A 22,058-nucleotide genomic window follows, 5' to 3' on the forward strand; every position below is an offset into this window, starting at 1 on the left:
CTTCAGGTCGAGGAAACGAGGCGCAGGGGAACCGTGTTTTGACGGTAAACCTGCTGTTCGAGCAGGCGCGAGATCGCGTCAAAACTCATTGGCGCGCCATAGAGGAACCCTTGGATCAGGTCGGCCCGCGTGTGGTTGATGACGAAGTTGAGCTGCACCTCGGTCTCGACGCCCTCGATGGTGGTCACAAGATCAAGATCCTTGCCGATCTGCACCACATTGGTAAGGAGTTTGAGGGCGTGTTCGTCCGTCTCGATCCCCGTGAGAAATGAGCGGTCGATCTTGAGTTTGGTAAAGGGCAGGGCGCTGAGATAGCTCAGCGAGGAATAGCCCGTGCCAAAATCGTCGAGCGCCACGCCGACCCCGCGATTGCAGAGTTTGAGCAGGGCCGCGGCCGCCGCATCGCGCTCCTCGATGACGGTTGTTTCCGTCACCTCGATTTCGAGGCGGGCGGCGGGGAGGCCGCTTTCCTCAAGCGCCTGATTGACCATTTCCTCGACATCGGTGGAGCGGAAGTCGCGCGCCGAGATATTGACCGCGACATGGGTGGTTCCGGGCCAGGTGTGGCAGTCGCGCGTGGCTTTGCCGAGCACGAAACGCGTCAGATCGGTGATCATGCCGGTTTCTTCGGCGATCGGAATGAAGGTTGCCGGCGAGATGGCGCCAAAAGTCTCGTGATCCCAGCGCGCCAGCGCTTCGCAGCCGACGATGCGGTTTTCGCGCGGATCGACCACGGGTTGATAGGCGAGGTGCAGCTTGCCTTCGGCAATGGCAGTCTTGAGGTCGGTCTTGAGCTGCTGGCGGAACTGATATTCGGTATCCATGCGCGCATGGAACGGAATGATGCGATTCTTGCCGCCCGACTTGGCGGCATTGAGCGCCAGGTCGGCCTTGATCATCAATTGCTCGAAATTGTTGTTGCGGTCCGGCGAGGAGACGAGGCCGGCGCTGACATCGATATCGAGCCGGCGATTGGGCAATTGATAGGCCTGGTGGAGGCCTTTGAGCAGGCGTTCCGCATCGGCCTCGATGCCTTCGGGTCCTGCGGGCGAAATATAGAAGGCGATGAATTCGTCGCCGCCGAGGCGCCCCACAATGGCGTTTTCGGGCAGGGCGCCGGGCAGGCGGCGGCCAAGCTCGTGCAGCAATTGATCGCCGGCAAGATGACCGAGCGTATCGTTGATATGCTTGAAATCGTCGATATCGAGAATCAGCAGCGCCACATGGCCCGCTTCGACCGTATCGAGCCGGGCTTCGAGCGCCTTTTCGACCAATTCGGCGAAATAGGCGCGGTTGGGCAGACCCGTCAGCGCGTCATAGCGCGCCATATAGCTGATGCGCTCCTCGGCGGCGATGCGATCGGAAATATCTTCGAACAGCAGCACCGATTTGGTATCGCGCGAGGAGATCGAGGCTTCAAAATACCGCCCGCCTACGCTTGATATCAGCACCTTGCCGCTCGATCTGGTTTCGATCAGCATATCCATGCGCCGGGCGGCCGCCTGCGGGATGGCACCGGTTGTAAGCGCATGTTCGAAAAGCTCATAGAGCGGCCGCCCGATCCAGTCAGTGGGATTGTCGATGCCGAAGGCGAGGAGTGCGCTGTCATTGGCCACTTCGATCAAGTGGTTCCGGTCGAGCATGAGCAGGCCATGCGCCATGGTATCAAGTGCAGCGTCGAGCTGGCCGGCGAGAGCCGAAGCCTTGGTGCGACCATGCACGGCGCGCAGCAGCACGTTTCGCGCATTGCCTGCGATCTTGCGCAGCGACAGGAAGAAGGGCAGCAGCAAGAGGGTCAGAAGCGCGTAGTAGATATTGCCCACGAGCAGCAGGCCCAGGCACAGGGGCACCGCGATCAGCAGGACCTGGATGGTCATCAGCTTGTCGATGGCGAAATTGCGCTGCGAGACGCCGACCAGCACGGAAACCGAGACGCTGGCAGCGGTCAGTTCGGCAAAGGCATCATCGACGACCCAGAAGCTGATCAGGCACCAGACGCCGTAGATCAGCGCGATGGCGGCGGCGCCCAGGGTGGCGCGCCCTTCCCAATAGAGCGCCGTTTCGACGTCTTCGTCGCCAAGAGTCGCGTGTTCGAAAGCCTTCATGTCGAGATGGCGCAGGAAGCCAACCACGATGAACAGAAAGGCGATGCAGCCAAGTTCGGGCGATTGCGCCTCGAGCGCTGCGACGGATGCGGCGAGAGCCGAGCCATAGGCGCCAAGCAGCATCGACAGCCGGTCGGCATAAAGCGAACGGATCATCGACACATAGTCGACCGGCGGCAGCAATTTATGGGCGGCTTGAAACATGCCGATCCTGTATAGAGTTCGGATCTTCCGGGGTGATCCGCCGCGCCGACTCCGGTCGGCAGCGGTTTGTGTAGGTCGCCACGCGCGTGGCTTATGGCCGCCCATTCTTGGCGTGGCCGTTCTGGTTGACGTTTGAGTTCAACGTAACTGCGGTTAAGACCGTCTTGAATGTTGAGGGGAAGATGAACTTCGTCGCCGCTTTCCCGTTGCCAAGGTGAACTCTTGCTTAATGCGGTTCGCAAAAGCGCGTCGAGATCCCCTGGATTGGCTTGGCGCGCCTTGATTTTTGTTTTCGCGCATGCCTCCGAACGGGTACCCTTTCGGGGAGGCATGCTGCAGGTCGAGGAGGCCGAAATGGCAGACAAGCTCAAACCGGATGAACTTGCGGCAGCGCGCAGCAAGCTGAGGGGCTGGACCATCGAGAATGGCGAGACGCAGCTCAAACGATCCTTCAAGTTCAAGGATTTTTCCGAAGCCTTTGGCTTTATGAGCCGCGTGGCCCTGCTCGCCGACAAGGCCGATCACCATCCCGATTGGTCCAATAGCTACAACAAGGTCGAGATCGTGCTCTCCACCCATGATGCAGGCGGGCTGACGCAGAAGGATGTCGACCTCGCCGGAAAAATCAGCGCTCTGGTCTGATCGTCTTTCAGTGGAAATTGCGGCCCTTCGGCATGGCGCCATAGGCACGGCGGCGGGCCATTTCGATCTCGCGAATGGCATTGCGGTCACGGCTCTGGCTGCCCGGCGGGCCGGATTTGCCTTCGTCGGCCCGGGCCACGACCCGGTCGCCAAAATCCTTGCCATGCGAAAGGTCGAGCAAGTGCGGGGTCAGGTCGACCATGTCCTCGGCAATGATGTGGATGACGAGACCCTCTTTCTGCAATTGCCCCCGCACCGCCAGCATGCGGCTCGAGAGCAGCGTCTTTCGCATGACGTCGTTTTCAAACAGCTTTGGCCAGACGACGATATTGGCGACCCCGGTTTCGTCTTCGAGCGTCACGAAGATGACGCCGCTCGCCGTGCCCGGCCGCTGCCGCACCAGCACGAGCCCCGCCACTTCGATGCGGTGGCCCGGCGTCACCGTCGAGAGATTGGCGGCCCACGTCGTACCCCGCTCCATGAGCATGGGCCGCAGGAATTGTACCGGGTGGCCCTTTAGGGACAGCGACAGGGTCGCATAGTCGTGGATGACCTCCTCACCCGGCGCCATGAGCGGCAGGCCGGCGGGCTCTTCGACCGGTGTTTCCCTGGGTGGCGCGATGGCAAAGAGCGGCAGGGTTTCGGCGCCATGGGTGCCCATGAGCCCCTTTACCGCCCAGAGCGCCTCGCGACGATTGAGCCTGAAACCGGAAAAGGCATCGGCTCGGGCGAGTTTTTCGAGGCTGGCAATGGGCACGCTCGTACGCAGCCAGAGATCGCGAATGGAAGTGTAGCGCCCCTTTTCGCGCATTTTTACAATCTGCTCGATATCCTTTTTTGCAAGACCTTCAACCTGTCGTAGTCCCAGGCGCAGAGCTTTTTTGGTCCAGATGTCGTTCTGCATGACCGCGTGGCGCGGCCAGATGTGGTGGGCAATTTTCCAGCCATCTGTTTCGAGGCTGGAATCGTGGTTCGACAGATTGATATCGGGCGGCCTGATCTCGACGCCATGTTCGGTCGCGTCACGCACCAATTGGCTCGGCGCATAAAAGCCCATGGGCTGGGAATTGAGCAGGGCACAGGCAAAAACATCGGGATAATGGCATTTGAGCCAGCACGAGGCATAGACAAGCAGGGCAAAGCTGGCCGCGTGGCTCTCGGGAAAACCATATTCGGCAAAGCCTTCGATCTGGGAAAAGCAGCGCTCGGCAAATTCCTGGCTGTATTTTTTCCGCTCGTTGTTCTTCATCCCCTCGATGAAGCGCTCCTTGAAAATCTCGATCTTTCCGGTGCGCCGCCAGGCGGCCATGGCGCGCCGGAGTTGATCGGCTTCGCCGGCGGAAAAGCCGGCACCCTTGATCGCCATCTGCATGGCCTGTTCCTGAAAGAGCGGAATACCCAGGGTTTTCTTGAGGACCTGGTCGAGCGGATCGTCGGGATCGGCGACCCAGGGTTCAATACCTTCGCGCCGTTTTAGGTAGGGGTGGACCATGCCGCCCTGGATCGGGCCTGGCCGGACGATGGCGACTTCGATGACGAGGTCATAAAAGATCTTTGGCTTGAGGCGCGGCAACATGGACATCTGTGCCCGGCTCTCGATCTGGAAGACGCCAATCGTGTCGGCCCTGTGCGTCATCTCATAGACCGGCTTGGCGATTTCCGTTCCTTTATCCTCGTCACTGAACCCTTCGTCTTGCAGCTCGGCTAAGGTTACGTCGCGCTTATAGTGCTCCTTCATCAGGTCAAAAGCCCGCCTCAGGCAGGTCAGCATGCCCAGTGCCAGAACATCGACCTTCAGGATTTTGAGGGCGTCGATATCGTCCTTGTTCCATTCGATGATCGTACGGCTATCCATGGCCGATTTGCTGATCGGCACCAGGCTTTCAAGGCTATCGCGGGTGATGACGAAGCCGCCCACATGCTGGGAAAGATGCCGCGGAAAGCCGCGCAGCACTTTTACCACCTCGAACATCTGCGCCAGCACGGGGTCGTCGGGATTGAGTCCGATATTTTTCACATTTTTTAGATCAAGCGAGGAGCCCCAGCCCCAATGAAGCTGGTTGAAGGCGGCAATGGTGTCGTCGGAAACGCCGAAAACCTTTGCCGTTTCGCGAATGGCACTTTTGGAGCGGTAGGAAATGACATTGGCCGTCAGTCCCGTCCGCCGCCCCCCATATTTCTGATAGACATATTGCATCACCTCCTCGCGCCGTTCGTGCTCGAAATCGACGTCGATATCGGGCGGTTCGTCGCGCTCGGTGGAGATGAAACGGCCAAAGACCAGTGTAGCTTTATTGGGATCGACCTCGGTGATCTCGAGGCAGTAGCAGACAGTCGAATTGGCAGCCGATCCGCGCCCCTGGCAAAGAATCTTCTTTTCGTAGCGGGCAAAGTGGACGATGTCGTGCACGGTCAAAAAATAGGCCGCATAGCCTTTATAGGCGATCAGGCAAAGCTCGGTCCAAAGCGTCTTCTTGAGGTCATTGCTGAGACCCTTTGGAAAGCGCTTTTCTGCCCCGGCCCAGGTCAGCCGCTCCAGCGTTTGCTGCGCGGTCTCACCATTGCCGATAGTTTCTTCGGGATAGTTGTAATGGAGCTGGTCGAGCGAAAAGCCGATCCGGGCGATGAACTTTTGCGTCTGGGCGATGGCGTCGGGATGTTCGGCAAAAAGCCCGGCCATTTCGCGCGGGCTTTTGAGGTGCCGTTCGGCATTGGCGGCGAGGCGAAAGCCGGCTTCGTCGAGGGTAACATGTTCGCGGATGCAGGTGACGACGTCCAAGAGCATGCTGCGATCGGGCTCGTGATATTGCGCATCATTGCTGGCGATCATGAAGGCCCGATGGCGCCTCGCTGATGCCTCGACCCGGTTGAGCCGGGCCCGATCCTGGCCATCAAAGCGTGGCGTTCCGGCGATCCAGACTCGTCCCGGGGCCTGCCGGCTCAGGCGATCAAGCGTCTTTTCGGTGAGCGCCCAGTCGTTCTCGTCGGGAAGCAGGATGAACAACTGGCCTTGCGAAAAATCCTCGGTCGGGCCGTGCTCCTCTTCAGAAGCGGGATTGGCCGAGCCGAAGAGATCGTCGAAAAAGAGCGTTGGATTGCCCTTTTCGCCCCGATGATTGCCAATCGTAAGCAGCTTGCAGAGGCGGCCATAGGCGACGCGATCGCTGGGATAGGCGACGATATCGGGTGTGCCATCGGCAAAGGCCAGCCTGACGCCGACGAGATAGCGGAAATCGGGGCTGCGATCCTTGTTGTCGCGCGCCGTCACATAGCCGCGGACAACCCCGGCAAAGGTATTGCGATCGCAGATGCCGAGGGCCGTCATGCCTAAAAACATGGCTGACGCCACCATCTCCTCGGGATGCGAGCCCGAGCGCAGGAAGGAAAAATTACTGGTGGTGATGAGCTCGCTATAAAACGGGGCTTCGAGTTCGATGACTTTTTCCGGAATGGTGGCGGGGGCACTCATGGGAAAAACCCATGCAGGTACCAAACCGGCCTATTGCCCTCGCCATAAAGTCCCTGCCGAAACACCCAGAAGCGACTGCCGTGCTGGTCTTCCACCACGTAGTAGTCCCGCGTTCCTGCCGTGGGGCTGAACTCCGGCAGGTTGGGTTCATAGGGTTTCGGTTTTTGGGGATCGGGCTCCACCAGGTTCAGCCGCTCTTGCTTCCGCCACCACTCTGCGCTCAGGCGCTCCGGCCCCTGGCCACTGACCAAACGAAAACTTTCGCCGCGCCAGACCATGGAGGCGGGGAGGCCATGGGGCACTTCGGCCATGATGGCGACGACCTCGGGTATGGGCAGCAGTTTTACCGGGCGCTGCAGGGCTGGCGCTACAATCGGAGCATCGGCCTGGCCTGATTGTGTCGGCACCAGTCTGGCCGCGCGCTCGGGCAGGCGGCTTGCCACCATTTCCGTCCGCAGAACCGCGAGCGGGCCGAGCCGGCTGCTCAGCCGGTCGTTGAGCCTTGCAATGTCTTCGGTGCCTTCCTCGATGGAAAAGGCGCCCGTCTGCACCGCATCGAGGCGATCGGTGCTGCTCGCGGCCAGCCGCACCATGTCGATACCAAAGCCGGGATCATATTCGACTTCCAGCCGCTGCGCCCGGTGGCGAAAGAGGTCCGCAATATGCTCGGGGTCTCGCGTCACCCGTCCGGCATTGAGCGACAGGGTCATTACCTTGTGGTCGACCCGATAGAGGAAGAGATGAAAGCTCTGGCCGCCCAACCCTTCGGCTTCGAGCGTCTTGCTCAATTTGACCGAGAGGTCATGGGTCGTGCGCAGCACATCGTCCATGAGGCTGATGGGATCGGCAAAGCGCTGTTCGGCAAGATAATCGACCAATGGCAGGCGCGGTGCCATCCGCTCCTCGATCACGCCAAAAGCCTGGTCCATGCGCAGGAGGATTTGGCCAAAGCGGGTGTGCAATGATTTTCGGGGATATTGCCTGACTTGCCCGATGGTTTTGAGCCCCATTTGACCAAGAGTAAGCAACTGGCTTTCCTCAAGCCGCAGGGCGGCAACCGGCAGGGCATCGAGCAGAGCGGCAAAACTATCGTCCCCGACCACCTGGCTCCGGGCAAAATGGCTGACGGCCCAGGCGGCGCCAATGGTCGGGGCAATGGCGCCGGAAACGCGGTAGCCCAGTTTCCGCAGGCGGATGATGAGCGTGCGCAGCATTTCGGTTTCGCCACCGAAAAGATGCGCCACCCCGGTAATGTCGAGCACGAGATCACCAAAACGGCTGATATCGGTCATGACCGAAACCAGCGGACTGGCATTGGAATGCCAATCGGCAAAGTGGCCAAAGGCGGCTTCGAGCCTTGGGCGGTCGATCTCGAGCACAGTGAGAGCCGGCCAGATGGCGCGGGCATCGGCGAGGTTCTGGCCGAGGCGTAGGCCGTTCTGCAGGCCTTCAGGATCGAGTGCGGCAAGGCGCAACCCGCCCTTGATGCGCTCGTAAAGTGCCAGGGGTTTTTCCTTGAGCCTTGGCTCAGCCCGCTTGAGATAGTCGGTGGCCCAATAGGGCAGGTGCAGCGCCAGGAAGCGGCGTTTCTGCCTGATATCGACCAGGGCCAACTGGCTTGGAGAAGATTGCAAAGCCATTTTTCCGTGCCTCCAGCATCCAGTCCAGTTGATTGCCGGCGATGCGACCCTTTTCGAGCCGCAGGTGCCAGCGCGCCATGCCTGGGGCCCGATCGTCAAAGGCGTGGCGGCCACTGCGATGGGGCATGAGCCGCCAGCGCAGGTGTCCGGCGCTGCTTTCCCGCCGCTGGCCATAGCGCAGCATGAAGAGCGATACCCGGTTGGCGCTGGCGCGCAGGCTCAGCCGCCGGCTGGCGGTAAAATTGAGCAGTTTGGGATTGCCCTTCACCTCGGCGATGATGGCGGCAACCGCCCGACAGGCGGTGGCTTCCTCGGTGGCCCATAAAAATTCGGTCATGTCGGCGACGCGTACGATCACCAGTTTTGTCGGATCAATCCCGAACCAGTGCAAACCAGGCCCATAGGGCAGGCCGAGATGTTTCCCCTCATCGGCCAATTGCACGTAGTAGATCGTCGAGCGCCGCGCCGTGAGCAGGGTTTTGGCCTGGGTCAGCGCAAAGGCGAGGTTCGCGCCGCTGTCTCGGGCCCCGTCGGCATAGACTTCCTGCACGAGACCTGCCGGCAAGGTGGGAAAAATGCCGGGTTCACCCCGCGGACGATTGGCCGCTTCCGCCAGTGCTGGCTTGCGCTCGATATCGGCAATGGTGTCCCGCAGCGCGGCAAGGCGCTGTTGGCGTTCCGGGGCCTGCATGATGAAACCGTCTACTAGAACAAAACAGGAACAATTTGACTCCGAATCCCTCGGGAGTCGAGTCCCTTTCTGAAGGCCCTCAAAAGAGGGTGTGGCTCGCCTGCATCAGCGGCGGTCAAGACCGCGTGAGCAGTACTTGCGCCCATTGAGCAAAACCAGCTTCTGCCCCAGTCTTTGTTTCGCGGCCCTCCCGGCTCAATCGCAAACCCGTTCCTTCACCCCCGTGCACGAGGCTGAAAGCCATGTTCGAGGCCCTGACCCGTCTGTTCCAGAAAACCGAGACGGCGACCAATAGCAATGACCCGAAACTGTCGGTGGCGGCGCTCCTCGTGCACCTTGCCGCGGTCGATGGCACGATGAAGGACGAAGAGCGCAAATCCATTCGTGGCGCGCTGATGGATCACTACGATCTCGATGAGCCGAGTGTCGATCGCCTGATCAAGCAGGCGGCCGAGAGGGATGCCGAGGCGGTGGATTTTTACCGCTTTACCACCGGCATTACGCAATTGCCGATGGAAGACCGCGTCGAAATCATCCGCATGATGTGGACCGTGGTCTTTGCCGACCGGCAGAATCACGAGCTCGAGGACAATATGGTCTGGCGCATTGCCGAACTGATCGGCGTTTCGAGCCGCGACCGTACCGTGCTGCGCAACCAGATTCGCGGCAAGGCCGACGAAGCCGAAGCTTAGTAGGCGGTAAATTTCCCGATCACTTCCGGCTCGTCATTGGCGCAGTCAAAGTCACCAGACTTGTCGGCGGCGGCGCGCGCCAGCTCGTTGGCGTCCTTGTTGGCCAGGGCATCCACATAGGCGATGTGGCAGGAATTGCCCTCGGCGATTTGCGTCACGACCAGCACCTGGCCCTTGTTCTCGCCGGTTTCGACATCGGCGGTGTGATAGCGCACGATGGTGGCCACCGGGAAAAAGTAGCCCTTTTCGTTCGACAGTCGCCATTCGAGCTTTGAGCCGAGATTGTTGAAGGGCGGCAGGGTCTGGAAACCGGCTGAATTCTTCTCCGGTTCAAAGCCGTAGCTGATGGAAAAGCGCAAGTCGCCTTCCTGCACCATGACCGGAAAACCCTTGTAGCCGGGACAGGCCCAACTGGCACCAAAGTCGTCGGCTTCGAGCACCAGGCACTGCTCGATATCGAGGTCGGTATAGGCGCTGGTAAAGCCCGACTGGGCAAAGGCAGGCGTTGCGCAAGTCACGGTCAGAACCAGAAAAAGACGCTGCAACATGGACCGGCCTCCTCGCCGCAATATGATCGAGACCATTGCTAGACTCAATGATCGAGATCAATTGCCGGACACAATGATCGGGTTATTGTGCCGTAAACAAGGAGAAGAGCATGTTCAAATCCCTGCTTATTGCCACTGATGGTTCCGAACTGGGCGACAAGGCGGTGGCGGCCGGCGTCGAGCTCGCGAGGGCTCATGGTTCGAAAATCCTGGTCCTGACCGCGACCGACCCGGTGGCGACAGGTATCGGTGCGGGCGGTTTCGGCACTTTCGATGCCGGCCCGATCATCGTCCAGCTCGAAGAAGACTATGCTGCCCAGGCCAAAAAACTGCTCGATGACGCCAAGGCCAAACTCGATGCATCGGGCATTGCGGCGGAAACCCTGCATGTGCCGCGCCACCGTCCGGCCGATGCCATTCTGGAAGCCGCCGCGGCGCGCGGCATCGATACGATCGTTATGGGTTCGCATGGCCGCCGCGGCCTGGGCCGGCTGCTGCTCGGCAGCCAGGCCTCCGAGGTTTTGGCCCGCTCCAATGTGCCGGTGCTGATCGTCAAATAGGCTTTTGCAATTTGTCGAAGCCATTGGTCCTGCGGCGAATGGCTTCGGCGCCTCGCCGATTTACGGCTTGCCTTTGCCGGGCGTTCTGCGGCAGAACGCCTCTCGTTCAGCCCCTCCCTGACGCAACGGACACGCCCAAATGAACATCGACGCCATCCCGACCGGCAAGAATCCGCCCGAAGACCTCAATGTCATCATCGAAGTTCCGCTTGGCGGCGAGCCGATCAAGTATGAAATCGACAAGGATAGCGGCGCCCTTTTCGTCGATCGCTTCCTCTATACGCCGATGCGCTACCCCGGCAATTACGGCTTCGTGCCGCATACTCTATGCGGTGACGGCGATCCGCTCGACGTGATCGTGATGAATTCGCGCCCCCTCGTTCCGGGCGCCGTGGTGCGTTCGCGCCCCGTCGGCGTGCTCTTCATGGAAGACGATGGCGGCCAGGACGAAAAGATCATCGCCGTGCCGGTTTCCAAGCTGACCCGCATGTACGACAACATCAAGGACATCGAGGATTTCCCGGAAATCCAGCTTGAGCGCGTGAAGCATTTCTTCACCCACTACAAGGATCTCGAGCCCGGCAAGTGGGCCAAGATCGACCGGATCGGCAACCTCGCCGATGCCAGGCGCGTGATCCTCGAATCGATCGAGCGCCATAAGAGCGAAAAATGAGTTTCGGAATTGGGCTGGAGCGACCCAGCCCTTTTCTTTTGCCCTTGCCGATGGGCGGCAGCGTGGCTTTCATGGCGGCATGACGCTTCCTGCCTTCGACACCAGACTTTTCCAGATCGCCACCAAGCCGCTCGACCCGGCGGACTGGCTCGATCCCGATGCGGATATGGCGGCGCAACTCGCCGAAAAGGCGCGCCTTCAAAAGACTCATTTTTCCGAGATTTTTGCGGAACTGCCCGAAAGCCGACCGGCTCAGGCCGAGCTGCTTTCCCTCTTGGCCGAATATCTGCCGGAGCGCTTTCCGCATCTCTGGCAAAAGCGCGACAATGGCCTCCTCATCGTGCCCAGTGGCGAAGTGGTTGATCTCGCTGGCATTCCGTTGCTGCAGGCGGCAAAACTGGTGCAGGACGATCTTCTCATTCTCTCCCGCACCGAGCCCGGCTGGCGCTTGGTGGCGGCGAGCCTCAGCTTCCCGTCCTCCTGGGTGCTCTCCGAGAAAATCGGAAAGGTGCTCGACGCCATTCATCAGCCGGTTCCCGGCTTTGGGCCCGAAACCCGCTCGGCCCAGCTCATGGCGCGCATGTTCGATGCCCTGCGGCCGGAAATCCCGCTTATTCGCTGGAACTGGTCGCTCTATGGCGACCGGCGATTGTTTCACCCCGATGTTTCGGGACCCGACATGCCGCGCTTCGGTACCGGCGAGCGGGCCGATCCGGTGCACCTGCGCATCGAGCGGCAAACCCTCAGGAAACTGCCTGAGACCGGCGCCATCGTCTTCACGATCCGGATTTCATTGGTCGATCTCGACACGTTTGCTGGCCATCCCGATGCCAAAATTTTGGCCGCAACCCTCCATGCCCAGCTTCTTGCCCTTACGCCCGAACAGCTCGACTACAAAGGGCTGACCCGCGAGCGCGACCGCGTTCTCTCGCGTCTCGCAGGCATAAGCTGAAACGCTTGCCCAAATCAGTCCGCCGCGCCTAAATGGGAAAAATCCTGAGTAGGCTCAGTATATGAACGAGACCACCGTTGCCGACCAGTTGAACTGGGCTGCCCGTCTCCTGGCGCGCGAGACGGAAACCATGCTGGGCCCCATCGGGCTCAATCCCGCCTATGTACCGGTGTTGCTTGCCCTCTCTGCCGGCGGTGCGCATACGCCAAAGGGGCTGGCCGAGGCTGCCTCGGTCGAGCAGCCGACGATGACCGCAACCATCCAGCGCATGGAGCGCGATGGTTTTGTGACGCGAAAGCGCAATCCCGACGATGGCCGCAGCGCGTTGATCGCCCTGACGCCACTGGGCTATGAGCGCATCGCCGACATGGACCGCGCCCTGGGTGCGCTCAACGAACTGCTGCTCGAGCAATTCACCACGGCCGAGCGCGGTCAGTTCCTGGAACTTTTAGGGCGCGTGGTGTCGCTATTGGAAGTGCAGACGGGTAGGACGGGACAGTAGGCGTCCGGCTCCATGAAATTCGAAAAATTCTTCATACCCTCCGCTGAGGCCGGCGCTCGACTGGAGATCGTGGCCGCCAGACCAGAGGGCGCAGGCCCGTTTCCCACTCTCGTCTTCAACCATGGCTCAACCGGCAGAGGGCAGAACACATCCCTTTATGGGAGAACCGTGGCTCCAGGGATCGTCGCAAACTATTTTGTCGAGCGCGGCTGGATGGCCCTCTTTCCGCAACGCCGGGGCAGGGGAAAATCCGGCGGCGCCTATGGCGAAGGCCTTGCCCCCGACGGCTCGGGCTATTCCTGCGATGTCGAAATCGCGATTGCCGGTTTCGAGCGGGCCATCGAGGATGTCGATGCCGTCGTCAGCTATTTGCGCGACCGATCTGACATAGACCGGCAAAGGCTTGTCATCGGCGGCGTCTCACGCGGAGGAATCCTCGCCATCGCCTTTGCCGGGATGAGGCCGGGTATTTTCCGCGGCGCCATCAACTTCAATGGTGGCTGGCTGGGGCGGGGCTGCCCGAGCCATGAAGTGGTCAATCCCCTGCTTTTCGAGCGCGGCGCACAAGCGCGAATTCCAACCCTCTGGCTGCATGGCAATGCCGACCAGTACTATCAGATAGGGCACTGCCGGAAAAATTTTGACCGGTTTCGATCCGCGGGCGGGCAGGGCACATTCATCGCCGCGCCGATGGGTCATGCACTGATGTTCAAGCCCGCGCTCTGGAGCGGACATGTCGACCAATACATGCAGGACAGCGTGGCCTGAGCCGCCGGCACAAAGGCCTTAAAAATCATGCGGTTCGCGCGCACCAAAAGGGTGCATTAACGCGCCTCCCTTATGCTCGGCGGCAAAGAGGGAATGATTGAAGTGGCCCAGGTAGATGTGTTCTCGCTTGCCGCCGCCGTCACAGCACTGCTGCTGGCAGTCGCGCTGCTCGTTGCCTATGCAATCAATCACCGGCTGAAAGCCTTTGTCTGGTGGGCGGGCAGTTTTGGTTTGCTGGCCCTTTGGCTCGCGACAGCGACGCTGCGCCTCGAAAAGCCGGTCGTGGCCGTGCTGTGGTTCAGTTGGGGGAGTTTTTACGCCGCCGCCTGCCTTGTGGCCTATGGGCTCTATCGCGAAGGCGCCACGCGGACGAGTCCCCTCGGCCGCATGCTGGTCTGTGGCCTGCTGTTTGTCGGGATGGCGACGGCGCTGACCGTGCTGCATGCGCGGCCGCATCACTGGTTTCTATTGGGCCCCATTCCCACGCTGGTGTTCATGGCCTGGTCGGCCGTCTTGGTCTATCGCGTCGGCGCATGGGCCTATGGATTGGTCCTCGTTGCCGGCATTGCCACCGTCACCCTGCTGTCCCTCATCCATCCGGGCGGGCTTGCCCGCGCCCTGTCACCGGACCGGACGCCCCCGCATCTGCGCGGTGGCTTTGGCGAAGGGGGCGATCCCGGCACTGCCATTTCCCTCAATCCGCCTCCGCCACCCGGCGGACTCTTCAATTTTGCGCCCCCGCCGGGCCCGCATCCACCGGTGGAGCAACCCTTGACGGTGACGCTCATCACGGTCGTGGCCTTGCTGGCCATGGCCATCGCCCTGGTCATGCGCGACATGCTGAGCGAGCTCGACCGGATGCGGGAGCGCTCAAGCATCGATGCCATGACGGGCCTTCTCAATCGCGCGACTTTTGAGGAAACGGCCGCGATCCTGTTGCGAGATGCCGGCGGCCGTCCGGTTCATCTGGTGCTTTTCGATATCGATCATTTCAAGCGGGTCAACGACACGGCGGGACACGCGGCGGGCGACCGGGTCATTTCCCGGCTGGGCCAGCTCTTGCGCGATCTGTCCGCGTCGCGCGGTATTGCGGGGCGCGTCGGTGGCGAGGAATTTGCCGTTCTCCTCGCGGACAGCGATCTCGGCGCGGCGCGGCAGTTTGCCGATGCCATTCGGGTGGAGCTTTCGGCCTCCGATTTTGGCGACGATATTGGCTGGGGCGTGACGGCGAGCGCCGGGATCGCCAGACACCTGGCCGACGAAAACCTGCATAGCCTGACGGCGCGGGCCGACAAGGCCCTTTACGCCGCCAAGGAAAGCGGGCGCGACCGGATCATCGTCGCCCCGGACACAGAGGGGGCGCAGGATTGGCCGAGCCCGACTGTGAGGCTCGCCGGCAGTGCGTGACCGTCTTTTCTGAGCCCCATCAGCCGGAAAACCGGATAAAATTCGCCCAGGAAGGGGAATTGCGCCGTTTCTCGCCGTGCACGCAAACCCGCCCTGCGTGGGGAGCGCTTGTGGAAAGCACTGTTTTTCTATAAGAGCCGCACCGAAAAGCGCCAGTCTGCCCACATTGCAGCTGGCGTTTCCTGTTTCCTGCATGTTTTGGCCGTTTGCCCTTGGCGCCGCTGGACCATGCCCAACGCCCCGGTGCCCATGTCCCTGCGCAATATTGCCATCATCGCCCACGTTGACCACGGTAAGACCACCCTGATCGACGTCCTGCTCAAGCAGTCGGGCTCATTCCGCGAAAACGAGCGCGTCGAAGAACGCGCCATGGACAGCAATGATATCGAGCGCGAGCGCGGTATCACCATTCTGGCCAAGGTGACTTCCCTCCTCTGGAAAGACACCCGCATCAATATCGTCGACACGCCCGGCCACGCCGACTTCGGCGGTGAGGTGGAACGCATCCTCTCCATGGTCGACGGCGTCGTCATCCTCGTCGACGCGGCCGAAGGTCCGATGCCGCAGACCAAGTTCGTGCTCGGCAAGGCGCTGGCGCAGGGCCTGCGTCCGATCGTTGCCATCAACAAGATCGACAAGTCCGACGAGCGTCACCTCGAAGTGCTCGAAGAAATTTTTGATCTTTTTATCGCCCTCGATGCGACCCCTGAGCAGTTGGACTTCCCAGTGCTTTATGGTTCGGCCAAGCAGGGCTGGATGGCATTGGAGCCGGAAGGTCCCAAGGAAAGCCTTGGGCCCCTCCTCGACAAGGTCATCGAACACGTGCCGCAGCCTTCGGTCGAAGAAGGCGCGTTCCGCATGTTGGTCACCACCATCGAGCGCAACCCGTTCCTTGGCCGCATCCTGACCGGCCGCATCACCTCGGGCTCCGTCAAGGCCAACGACCCCATCCACACGCTCAATCGTGAAGGCAAGGAAGTCGAAAAGGGCCGTGTCTCCAAGGTTCTGGCTTTCCGTGGCCTTGAACGCACCCCCGTCGAAGTCGGCGAAGCCGGCGACATCGTCGCCATTGCCGGTCTTGTGACCTCCACCGTGGCCGATACGCTCTGCGCTACCTCGGTGACCAAGCCCATCGCCGCCAAGCCGATCGATCCCCCGACCCTGTCGGTCACCTTCCGCATCAATGACGGCCCGCTGGCCGGCCGCGAAGGCGACAAGGTGCAGTCGCGCGTCATCCGCGAGCGCCTGATGCGCGAAGCCGAAGGTAACGTCGCGATCCGCGTGACCCCGGGCGACGACAACGACTCCTATGACGTTGCCGGCCGCGGCGAACTTCAGCTCGCCGTGCTCATCGAAAACATGCGCCGCGAAGGCTTTGAGCTGACCATCGGTCGTCCCAAGGTCCTGATGCAGGACATCGATGGCGTCCGCCACGAGCCGATCGAAGAAGTCATCATCGACGTCGATGACGAGTTTACCGGCGCCGTCGTGCAAAAGCTCACCGAGCGCAAGGGCGAACTGACCGATATGCGTCCGTCCGGCGTTGGCCGTACCCGTATCCAGCTCCTGGTTCCGACCCGTTCGCTGATCGGCTACCAGCCTGAACTGCTCTCGGATACCCGTGGCACGGCCATCTTCAACCGCCTGTTCCACTCCTTCGTGCCTTATAAGGGCGAGCTGCCCGGCCGTCGCACCGGCGTTCTGATCTCGAACGGTACCGGCCAGTCGGTTGCCTTCGCGCTCTGGAACCTCGAAGACCGCGGCCCGATCATGATCGATGCCGGCGTCGACATCTATGAAGGCATGATCATCGGCGAGCATTCCCGCGAGAACGACCTTGAGGTCAATGCGCTCAAGGGCAAGCAGCTCACCAATATCCGCACGACTTCCAAGGACGAAGCGGTGCGCCTGACGACCCCGAAGAAGCTGACCCTCGAACAGTCGCTCGGCTATATCGCCGAAGACGAATATGTCGAAGTGACGCCCAAATCGATCCGCCTGCGCAAGATCTGGCTCGATCCCAACGATCGCAAGCGCATGAGCCGCGCCGCCAAGTCGGCCTAAGATCCGGCAGTGGTGGAAGGGGCGATCACCCCTTCCCATCTTCCCACCCGCGGAAGCCGCAGCATCGAGTGTCGGACCGGATCGCGTCAAAACCGCTCCGGCCCGATATCTCCCCCGCGATGGGGAGAAGGGGCGACGGGAGCCCCTCGTCTAGAGGAGATACCCAATGAGCGACTTCATCATCGGCTTCATCACCGATTGGGGCTATCTGGGCATCTTCCTCCTCATGGTGGCAGAAAACCTCTTCCCGCCTATCCCCTCAGAATTGATCATGCCCTTTGCCGGCTACGTGGCGGCCAATGGTGACCTCTCGACCTTCGGCGTGCTTGCGGCCGGCACCGTCGGTTCGGTCGCGGGCACCACAGCCTGGTATGCGGCGGCGCGCCTCCTCGGCCTTGAACGCTTTACCTGGCTCTGTAACAAGTTCGGTCGTTTCGCCACCTTGAGCGAAGACGATATCGACAAGGCCTATCACTGGTTCGAGCGCCATGGCCCGCTGGCGGTATTCGTCGGCCGCCTGATCCCAGCCATTCGCACGCTGATTTCCGTGCCCGCCGGCCTTGCGCGGATGCCGTTCGGACAGTTCCTCCTGATCTCGACCCTGGGAAGCCTTCTCTGGACCGGCATTCTCACCGTGGCGGGCCTGCTTCTGCACGAGGGCTACCATATCGTGGAAGCCTGGGTGGATCCGGTCTCGACCGGCGTCGTCGTGCTCGCCGTCGTGATCTACATATGGCGCTTCGTTACCTGGAAGCCGATCAAGGATATCGGCTAAGCGCTTTTGCCTCGCATTTTGCAACGCGCCTTGCATTTTGCGAAGCGCTGAAAACGCAAAAAGGCCAATAGTAATAAGAGCTTAATCTTTGGTCCCGGTTTTGCGGGGCCGCGGACTTGGCACGCTTCGTGCAATAGAGGTCCTGTCCGGAACCTTGTACTGCATACCGGATGTCAGTCATTTGGGCCCCGTATCGCTTGCCCGGTGCGGGGCTCCGGCTTTTCTGGTCTCTTGCTTCTCGCGCTTCCGAACCGGAAAACCGGTATCCACTTTTCCTGGAAGCGCTCTGGGGTGGTCTTGTGGCCTTGCCACTAACCCACTAGATAAATCGGACCTTTTCTCGCGGAGACGCCGATGCGCGCCGTTCTCGACATCATCCTCATCCTGCTCCAGCTCTATTGGTGGGTCCTGCTCATCATGATCATCATGAGCTGGCTGATCTCGTTCAACGTGATCAATACCCGCAACCAGTTCGTCGAAGCGGTCTGGCGCGTGCTCAATCAGTTGACCGAACCGGTGCTGCGACCCCTTAGGCGCATGCTGCCCAATTTCTCGGGCCTCGATCTTTCCCCGCTGGTCGCGTTCCTGATCATCTTCTTCATCCAGTCGATCATCGGCTACTATATCTATCCAGCCGTTGCCCGCGCCGGCATCTAGCTTTTTCCGCATCACGCCGGAGGGATTTTTGCTATCCCTCCGCGTCACGCCCAATGCGGGGCGCGATATCATCGATGGCGCCGAAGCCCGCGACGATGGCTCCACCGTCCTCCGCATTCGCGTCAAAGCCGTGCCGGACAAGGGCAAGGCCAATGCCGCCGTGATCGCGCTCCTCGCCAAAAGCCTCGGCATTTCCAAATCGTCGGTGACCCTCGTCAGCGGCGAAACCGCGCGGCTCAAGACCATGCTGGTCGCCGATGCCTCTGATGCCGTCCTCGAGCGGCTCACCGCCATCGCCTGACGGGCAGCGACAAACCGTCACACTTTCCAATTGCTTAACGGCCTGAACCGGCTAATCTCCCCTTTGGGAGGAGGTCCGCCGGAGGGCGGTTGCGGACCGGACAGGGGGCATTCGCACCCAAAAGAGCTGGCCACGACCGGGGCGGGCCTCGAATCTTTCACATTCGAGGAACGGTTTTCATGGATCTGGCACTTTGGCTGATCGTCGCCTGCGGCGGTTTGGCTGTTGTTTATGGCATCGTCACCACGCAGGGCCTGTTAAAGGCTGACGCTGGTTCTGCCCGTATGCAGGAAATTTCCGCCGCCGTGCGCGAAGGCGCCTCGGCCTATCTCAAACGCCAATATACTACCATTGCCATTGTCGGCGTGGTCATCCTCATTGCCGCCTGGTTGCTGCTGGGACCGCATGCAGCCGTGGGCTTCCTGATCGGCGCCGTGCTCTCGGGCGCCGCCGGCTTTATCGGCATGAACGTTTCGGTGCGCGCCAATGTGCGCGTCGCCCAGGCGGCCATTTCGTCGCTGAGCCGGGGGCTCGACCTCGCCTTCAAGTCCGGCGCCGTCACTGGCATGCTGGTCGCGGGTCTCGGCCTTCTGGGCGTCACCCTCTATTTCATCATCCTCACCGGCATGGGCAATGCGCCCACGAGCCGCGTCGTCATCGACTCGCTCGTGGCGCTCAGCTTCGGTGCTTCGCTGATTTCCATCTTCGCCCGTCTCGGCGGCGGCATCTTCACCAAGGGCGCTGACGTCGGCGGCGATATGGTGGGCAAGGTCGAAGCCGGCATTCCGGAAGACGATCCGCGCAACCCGGCCACCATCGCCGACAATGTGGGCGACAACGTCGGCGATTGTGCCGGCATGGCCGCCGACCTTTTTGAGACCTATGTCGTCACCATCGTCGCCACCATGGTGCTGGCGGCGATCATCCTGCCCGAAGCGCTGAAACTGACCGGCATGGTGCTGCCCCTCGCCATTGGCGGTGCCTGCGTCATCACCTCCATCATCGGCACCTATTTCGTCAAACTCGGTTCCGATAACAACATCATGGGCGCGCTCTACAAGGGGGTCATCGCCTCTGGCGTCCTGTCGCTCGTCGCGCTCCTGCCCGTGCTCTGGCTGCTGTTCGGGGACATGAATCTGGCGATCGAAACAACAGACAAGACCTTTACGCCCTGGCACCTCTTCTGGTGCGGCGTGACCGGCCTCGTCATCACCGGGCTCATCATCGTCATCACCGAATATTATACCGGCACCAATCGCCGCCCGGTCAATTCCATCGCCGAAGCCTCGGTCACCGGCCATGGCACCAATGTCATCCAGGGTCTCGCCGTGTCGCTGGAATCAACGGCCTTGCCGGCCCTGGTCATCATCGCCGGCATTATCGTCACCTATTCGCTGGCGGGCCTCTTTGGCATCGCCTTCGCTGTTGCGACCATGCTGGCGCTCGCCGGCATGATCGTGGCGCTGGACGCCTTCGGCCCGGTCACCGACAATGCCGGCGGCATTGCCGAAATGGCGGGCCTCGACAAGGAAGTGCGCCACAATACCGATGCCCTCGATGCGGTGGGCAATACCACCAAGGCCGTCACCAAGGGCTATGCCATCGGTTCGGCCGGCCTCGGGGCCCTGGTGCTCTTTGCCGCCTATACGCAGGACCTGATCTACTTCTCGTCTCTGCCCGATGCGCCGGCCATCTTTGCCGGCATGGGTGCGCTCACCTTCTCGCTGGCCGATCCCTATGTCGTCGTCGGCCTCCTCTTCGGTGGTCTGCTTCCGTTCCTCTTCGGCGGCATGTCCATGACTGCGGTGGGCCGCGCCGCCCAGGCGGTCGTGGTGGAAGTGCGTCGGCAGTTCAAGGAAAAGCCGGGCATCATGGCCGGCACCGACAAGCCGGACTATGGCCGGGCCGTCGATATGCTGACAAAAGCCGCAATCAAGGAAATGATCGTTCCTTCGCTGCTGCCGGTGCTCTCGCCGATAATCGTCTTTGTCGTCATCAACTGGATCGCCGGCCCCGCCGCCGGGTTCTCCGCCCTCGGCGCCATGCTGATGGGTGTCATCGTCACCGGCCTCTTCGTCGCCATCTCCATGACCGCCGGCGGCGGCGCCTGGGACAATGCCAAGAAGAGCTTTGAGGACGGTTTTACCGACAGCCACGGCGTCAAGCATTTTAAGGGTTCGGACGCCCACAAGGCTTCCGTCACCGGCGACACCGTCGGCGACCCCTACAAGGACACGGCCGGCCCGGCCGTCAATCCGATGATCAAAATCACCAATATCGTGGCGCTGCTGTTGTTGGCGGTGCTGGCGCATATGGGTGGCTAAGGCAGACAGCCTGCACTGAATTGAAGAGGCCCGGGATTACTTCCGGGCCTTTTTCATTTTGCCACCAGGCTTTCGGCACAATCGAAGAGAGTGTCGGATGCGGGCCGCGGCGTAAAGTCGAGCTCGCGGCGTGCCTTGGCGGTCGAGAGTTCAAATTTTTTCCCGAGCAGCGGCGCCAATGTGCGCAGATTGGGCATGAAGGGCAGCAGGAGGCGCACGAGCCACGTCGGCAGCCGGCGTCTCGATATTTTGGTGCCCCGCGCGCCGAGCCGATAGCGGAGGCGCGCCGCCATTTCCTCCATCCAGAGAAATTCCCCGGCCGCAATATAGCGCTGACCCGCCGCCTCTGGTTGGGACAGGGCACGGACATGGAGCTGTGCGAGGTCGCGCACATCCACCACCCAGAAACCCAGCCGCGGCATGGCTGGTGGACGGCCTTCGACCAGGCCTTTGATGATGTCGACCGAGCCGAGATTGTCCGCCGAGAGCACCGGGCCGAAGACGGCACCGGGCAGGATGGTCACGAGCTCCATCCCCTGTCCCTCCCTGCGCATAAAATCCCAGGCCGCGCGTTCGGCCAGTATTTTTGAGCGGCGATAGGCATCGAATTGCGGGTCGTCGGGATCGGCCCAGACCGTCTCGTCGCTCACCCGTCCCGAAGCAAGCGGCGACCGCGCCGCTGCCGCCGCCGATGTCATCACCACGCGGCGAATGCCGGCCTGTTTGGCGAAGCGCAATACCCGCAATGTTCCGTCGCGGGCGGGTGCCACCAGCGCATCCCGATCCAGTTTGGCGCCGCCACCCAGTGGAGAGGCGACATGGAGCACGAAGCTGCATCCGGCCAAGGCTTCAGGCCAGCCGGCATCCCGCATCAGGTCGACTGCGGCGAATTCGAGCTTCGTGGTGTCCTCTCCGGATGCGGCGATGATGCCCCGCAGCTTTTCGGCCTTGCCGAGATCGCGCAGCGTGGTGCGCACGCGGTAGCCGGTCCGCAGCAATTCCACGATGCACCAGCCGCCTACATAGCCATTGCCGCCGGTCACCAATACGGTTTCTGACATGATTGTCTCGCCTTGTCGCAATT

19 protein-coding genes are annotated in these 22,058 nt (G+C 61.3%); 13 read left to right on the forward strand and 6 right to left on the reverse strand.

All coding sequences use genetic code 11. From position 1 onward, the window contains the following. Positions 1 to 2: 2 nt before the first annotated feature. Positions 3 to 2,309, reverse strand: a complete 2,307-nt coding sequence (locus JP75_RS15890; RefSeq protein ID WP_035084815.1) for a putative bifunctional diguanylate cyclase/phosphodiesterase — start codon at positions 2,307 to 2,309, stop codon at positions 3 to 5. Positions 2,310 to 2,663: 354 nt separating this feature from the next. On the opposite strand from JP75_RS15890, the gene JP75_RS15895 reads away from it, so the two are divergent. Continuing rightward, complete coding sequence (locus tag JP75_RS15895; RefSeq protein ID WP_084587734.1) at positions 2,664 to 2,951, forward strand: 4a-hydroxytetrahydrobiopterin dehydratase; 288 nt, start codon at positions 2,664 to 2,666, stop codon at positions 2,949 to 2,951. 7 nt (positions 2,952 to 2,958) lie between these two features. Here the strand turns inward: JP75_RS15895 and JP75_RS15900 are convergent, their stop codons facing one another. The 3 genes from JP75_RS15900 to JP75_RS26600 are packed head-to-tail and all read right to left on the reverse strand — an operon-like array spanning position 2,959 to position 8,751. Continuing rightward, complete coding sequence (locus JP75_RS15900) at positions 2,959 to 6,420, reverse strand: error-prone DNA polymerase (RefSeq protein WP_051960780.1); 3,462 nt, start codon at positions 6,418 to 6,420, stop codon at positions 2,959 to 2,961. Next, entirely contained in the window at positions 6,417 to 8,060 is a 1,644-nt protein-coding gene (locus JP75_RS15905; protein WP_160194702.1) for a Y-family DNA polymerase, read from the reverse strand. Before JP75_RS15905 ends, JP75_RS15900 begins: the two co-directional genes overlap by 4 nt. Continuing rightward, on the reverse strand, positions 7,948 to 8,751 hold the full coding sequence (locus JP75_RS26600) for an ImuA family protein (protein WP_051960781.1): 804 nt from the start codon (positions 8,749 to 8,751) through the stop codon (positions 7,948 to 7,950). Before JP75_RS26600 ends, JP75_RS15905 begins: the two co-directional genes overlap by 113 nt. Positions 8,752 to 8,993: 242 nt before the next feature. Here JP75_RS26600 and JP75_RS15915 point away from each other — a divergent pair, with 242 nt between their 5' ends. Then, the gene (locus JP75_RS15915) at positions 8,994 to 9,443 is read left to right on the forward strand and encodes a tellurite resistance TerB family protein (RefSeq protein ID WP_035084818.1); all 450 of its coding nucleotides are present in this window, start codon (positions 8,994 to 8,996) and stop codon (positions 9,441 to 9,443) included. Here the strand turns inward: JP75_RS15915 and JP75_RS15920 are convergent. Beyond that, on the reverse strand, positions 9,440 to 9,991 hold the full coding sequence (locus JP75_RS15920) for a hypothetical protein (protein WP_051960782.1): 552 nt from the start codon (positions 9,989 to 9,991) through the stop codon (positions 9,440 to 9,442). The genes JP75_RS15915 and JP75_RS15920 overlap by 4 nt on opposite strands. 110 nt (positions 9,992 to 10,101) lie before the next feature. On the opposite strand from JP75_RS15920, the gene JP75_RS15925 reads away from it, so the two are divergent. From JP75_RS15925 to JP75_RS15975, 11 genes are all read left to right on the forward strand, one after another. After that, the gene (locus tag JP75_RS15925; RefSeq protein ID WP_035084820.1) at positions 10,102 to 10,551 is read left to right on the forward strand and encodes a universal stress protein; all 450 of its coding nucleotides are present in this window, start codon (positions 10,102 to 10,104) and stop codon (positions 10,549 to 10,551) included. A 139-nt stretch (positions 10,552 to 10,690) separates the two neighbouring features. Then, positions 10,691 to 11,224: an inorganic diphosphatase gene (gene ppa / locus JP75_RS15930; protein WP_035084821.1), complete on the forward strand. Its 534-nt coding sequence runs from the start codon at positions 10,691 to 10,693 to the stop codon at positions 11,222 to 11,224. A 79-nt stretch (positions 11,225 to 11,303) separates the two neighbouring features. Continuing rightward, a complete protein-coding gene (locus JP75_RS15935; protein WP_035084824.1) occupies positions 11,304 to 12,176 on the forward strand; it encodes a heme-dependent oxidative N-demethylase family protein in 873 nt (290 codons plus the stop codon). A gap of 61 nt (positions 12,177 to 12,237) precedes the next feature. Continuing rightward, entirely contained in the window at positions 12,238 to 12,678 is a 441-nt protein-coding gene (locus tag JP75_RS15940) for a MarR family winged helix-turn-helix transcriptional regulator (RefSeq protein WP_035084826.1), read from the forward strand. Between the two features lie 168 nt (positions 12,679 to 12,846). Then, positions 12,847 to 13,446 (forward strand): alpha/beta hydrolase family protein, encoded by a 600-nt coding sequence (locus tag JP75_RS15945; protein WP_341872287.1) that lies wholly within the window; start codon positions 12,847 to 12,849, stop codon positions 13,444 to 13,446. 102 nt (positions 13,447 to 13,548) lie between these two features. Continuing rightward, positions 13,549 to 14,853: a GGDEF domain-containing protein gene (locus tag JP75_RS25415; RefSeq protein ID WP_160194703.1), complete on the forward strand. Its 1,305-nt coding sequence runs from the start codon at positions 13,549 to 13,551 to the stop codon at positions 14,851 to 14,853. A gap of 249 nt (positions 14,854 to 15,102) precedes the next feature. Further along, the gene (gene typA, locus JP75_RS15955; RefSeq protein WP_035085144.1) at positions 15,103 to 16,917 is read left to right on the forward strand and encodes a translational GTPase TypA; all 1,815 of its coding nucleotides are present in this window, start codon (positions 15,103 to 15,105) and stop codon (positions 16,915 to 16,917) included. Between the two features lie 166 nt (positions 16,918 to 17,083). After that, positions 17,084 to 17,692: a DedA family protein gene (locus JP75_RS15960; RefSeq protein WP_035084829.1), complete on the forward strand. Its 609-nt coding sequence runs from the start codon at positions 17,084 to 17,086 to the stop codon at positions 17,690 to 17,692. A 354-nt stretch (positions 17,693 to 18,046) separates the two neighbouring features. Continuing rightward, positions 18,047 to 18,349: a YggT family protein gene (locus JP75_RS15965; protein WP_035084831.1), complete on the forward strand. Its 303-nt coding sequence runs from the start codon at positions 18,047 to 18,049 to the stop codon at positions 18,347 to 18,349. A 28-nt stretch (positions 18,350 to 18,377) separates the two neighbouring features. Then, entirely contained in the window at positions 18,378 to 18,650 is a 273-nt protein-coding gene (locus JP75_RS15970) for a DUF167 family protein (protein WP_244446329.1), read from the forward strand. A 179-nt stretch (positions 18,651 to 18,829) separates the two neighbouring features. After that, positions 18,830 to 20,974, forward strand: a complete 2,145-nt coding sequence (locus tag JP75_RS15975) for a sodium-translocating pyrophosphatase (protein WP_035084833.1) — start codon at positions 18,830 to 18,832, stop codon at positions 20,972 to 20,974. 53 nt (positions 20,975 to 21,027) lie between these two features. On the opposite strand, the gene JP75_RS15980 is transcribed toward JP75_RS15975, so the two are convergent. Further along, entirely contained in the window at positions 21,028 to 22,035 is a 1,008-nt protein-coding gene (locus JP75_RS15980) for an SDR family oxidoreductase (RefSeq protein WP_035084835.1), read from the reverse strand. Positions 22,036 to 22,058 lie beyond the last annotated feature (23 nt).

The sequence above is a fragment of the Devosia riboflavina genome (assembly GCF_000743575.1).
Taxonomy (GTDB): domain Bacteria; phylum Pseudomonadota; class Alphaproteobacteria; order Rhizobiales; family Devosiaceae; genus Devosia; species Devosia riboflavina.

Bases quoted from the DNA above. Each gene is read 5' to 3' on its own strand.
- JP75_RS15905 (WP_160194702.1), bottom strand. From the start codon at position 8,060: ATGGCTTTGCAATCTTCTCCAAGCCAGTTGGCCCTGGTCGATATCAGG.
- JP75_RS15915 (WP_035084818.1), top strand. From the start codon at position 8,994: ATGTTCGAGGCCCTGACCCGTCTGTTCCAGAAAACCGAGACGGCGACC.
- JP75_RS15980 (WP_035084835.1), bottom strand. From the start codon at position 22,035: ATGTCAGAAACCGTATTGGTGACCGGCGGCAATGGCTATGTAGGCGGC.
- JP75_RS15900 (WP_051960780.1), bottom strand. From the start codon at position 6,420: ATGAGTGCCCCCGCCACCATTCCGGAAAAAGTCATCGAACTCGAAGCC.
- typA (WP_035085144.1), top strand. From the start codon at position 15,103: ATGTCCCTGCGCAATATTGCCATCATCGCCCACGTTGACCACGGTAAG.
- JP75_RS15975 (WP_035084833.1), top strand. From the start codon at position 18,830: ATGGATCTGGCACTTTGGCTGATCGTCGCCTGCGGCGGTTTGGCTGTT.
- JP75_RS15965 (WP_035084831.1), top strand. From the start codon at position 18,047: ATGCGCGCCGTTCTCGACATCATCCTCATCCTGCTCCAGCTCTATTGG.
- JP75_RS15940 (WP_035084826.1), top strand. From the start codon at position 12,238: ATGAACGAGACCACCGTTGCCGACCAGTTGAACTGGGCTGCCCGTCTC.
- JP75_RS15920 (WP_051960782.1), bottom strand. From the start codon at position 9,991: ATGTTGCAGCGTCTTTTTCTGGTTCTGACCGTGACTTGCGCAACGCCT.
- JP75_RS15890 (WP_035084815.1), bottom strand. From the start codon at position 2,309: ATGTTTCAAGCCGCCCATAAATTGCTGCCGCCGGTCGACTATGTGTCG.
- JP75_RS15925 (WP_035084820.1), top strand. From the start codon at position 10,102: ATGTTCAAATCCCTGCTTATTGCCACTGATGGTTCCGAACTGGGCGAC.
- JP75_RS15935 (WP_035084824.1), top strand. From the start codon at position 11,304: ATGACGCTTCCTGCCTTCGACACCAGACTTTTCCAGATCGCCACCAAG.
- JP75_RS15960 (WP_035084829.1), top strand. From the start codon at position 17,084: ATGAGCGACTTCATCATCGGCTTCATCACCGATTGGGGCTATCTGGGC.
- ppa (WP_035084821.1), top strand. From the start codon at position 10,691: ATGAACATCGACGCCATCCCGACCGGCAAGAATCCGCCCGAAGACCTC.
- JP75_RS15895 (WP_084587734.1), top strand. From the start codon at position 2,664: ATGGCAGACAAGCTCAAACCGGATGAACTTGCGGCAGCGCGCAGCAAG.
- JP75_RS26600 (WP_051960781.1), bottom strand. From the start codon at position 8,751: ATGCAGGCCCCGGAACGCCAACAGCGCCTTGCCGCGCTGCGGGACACC.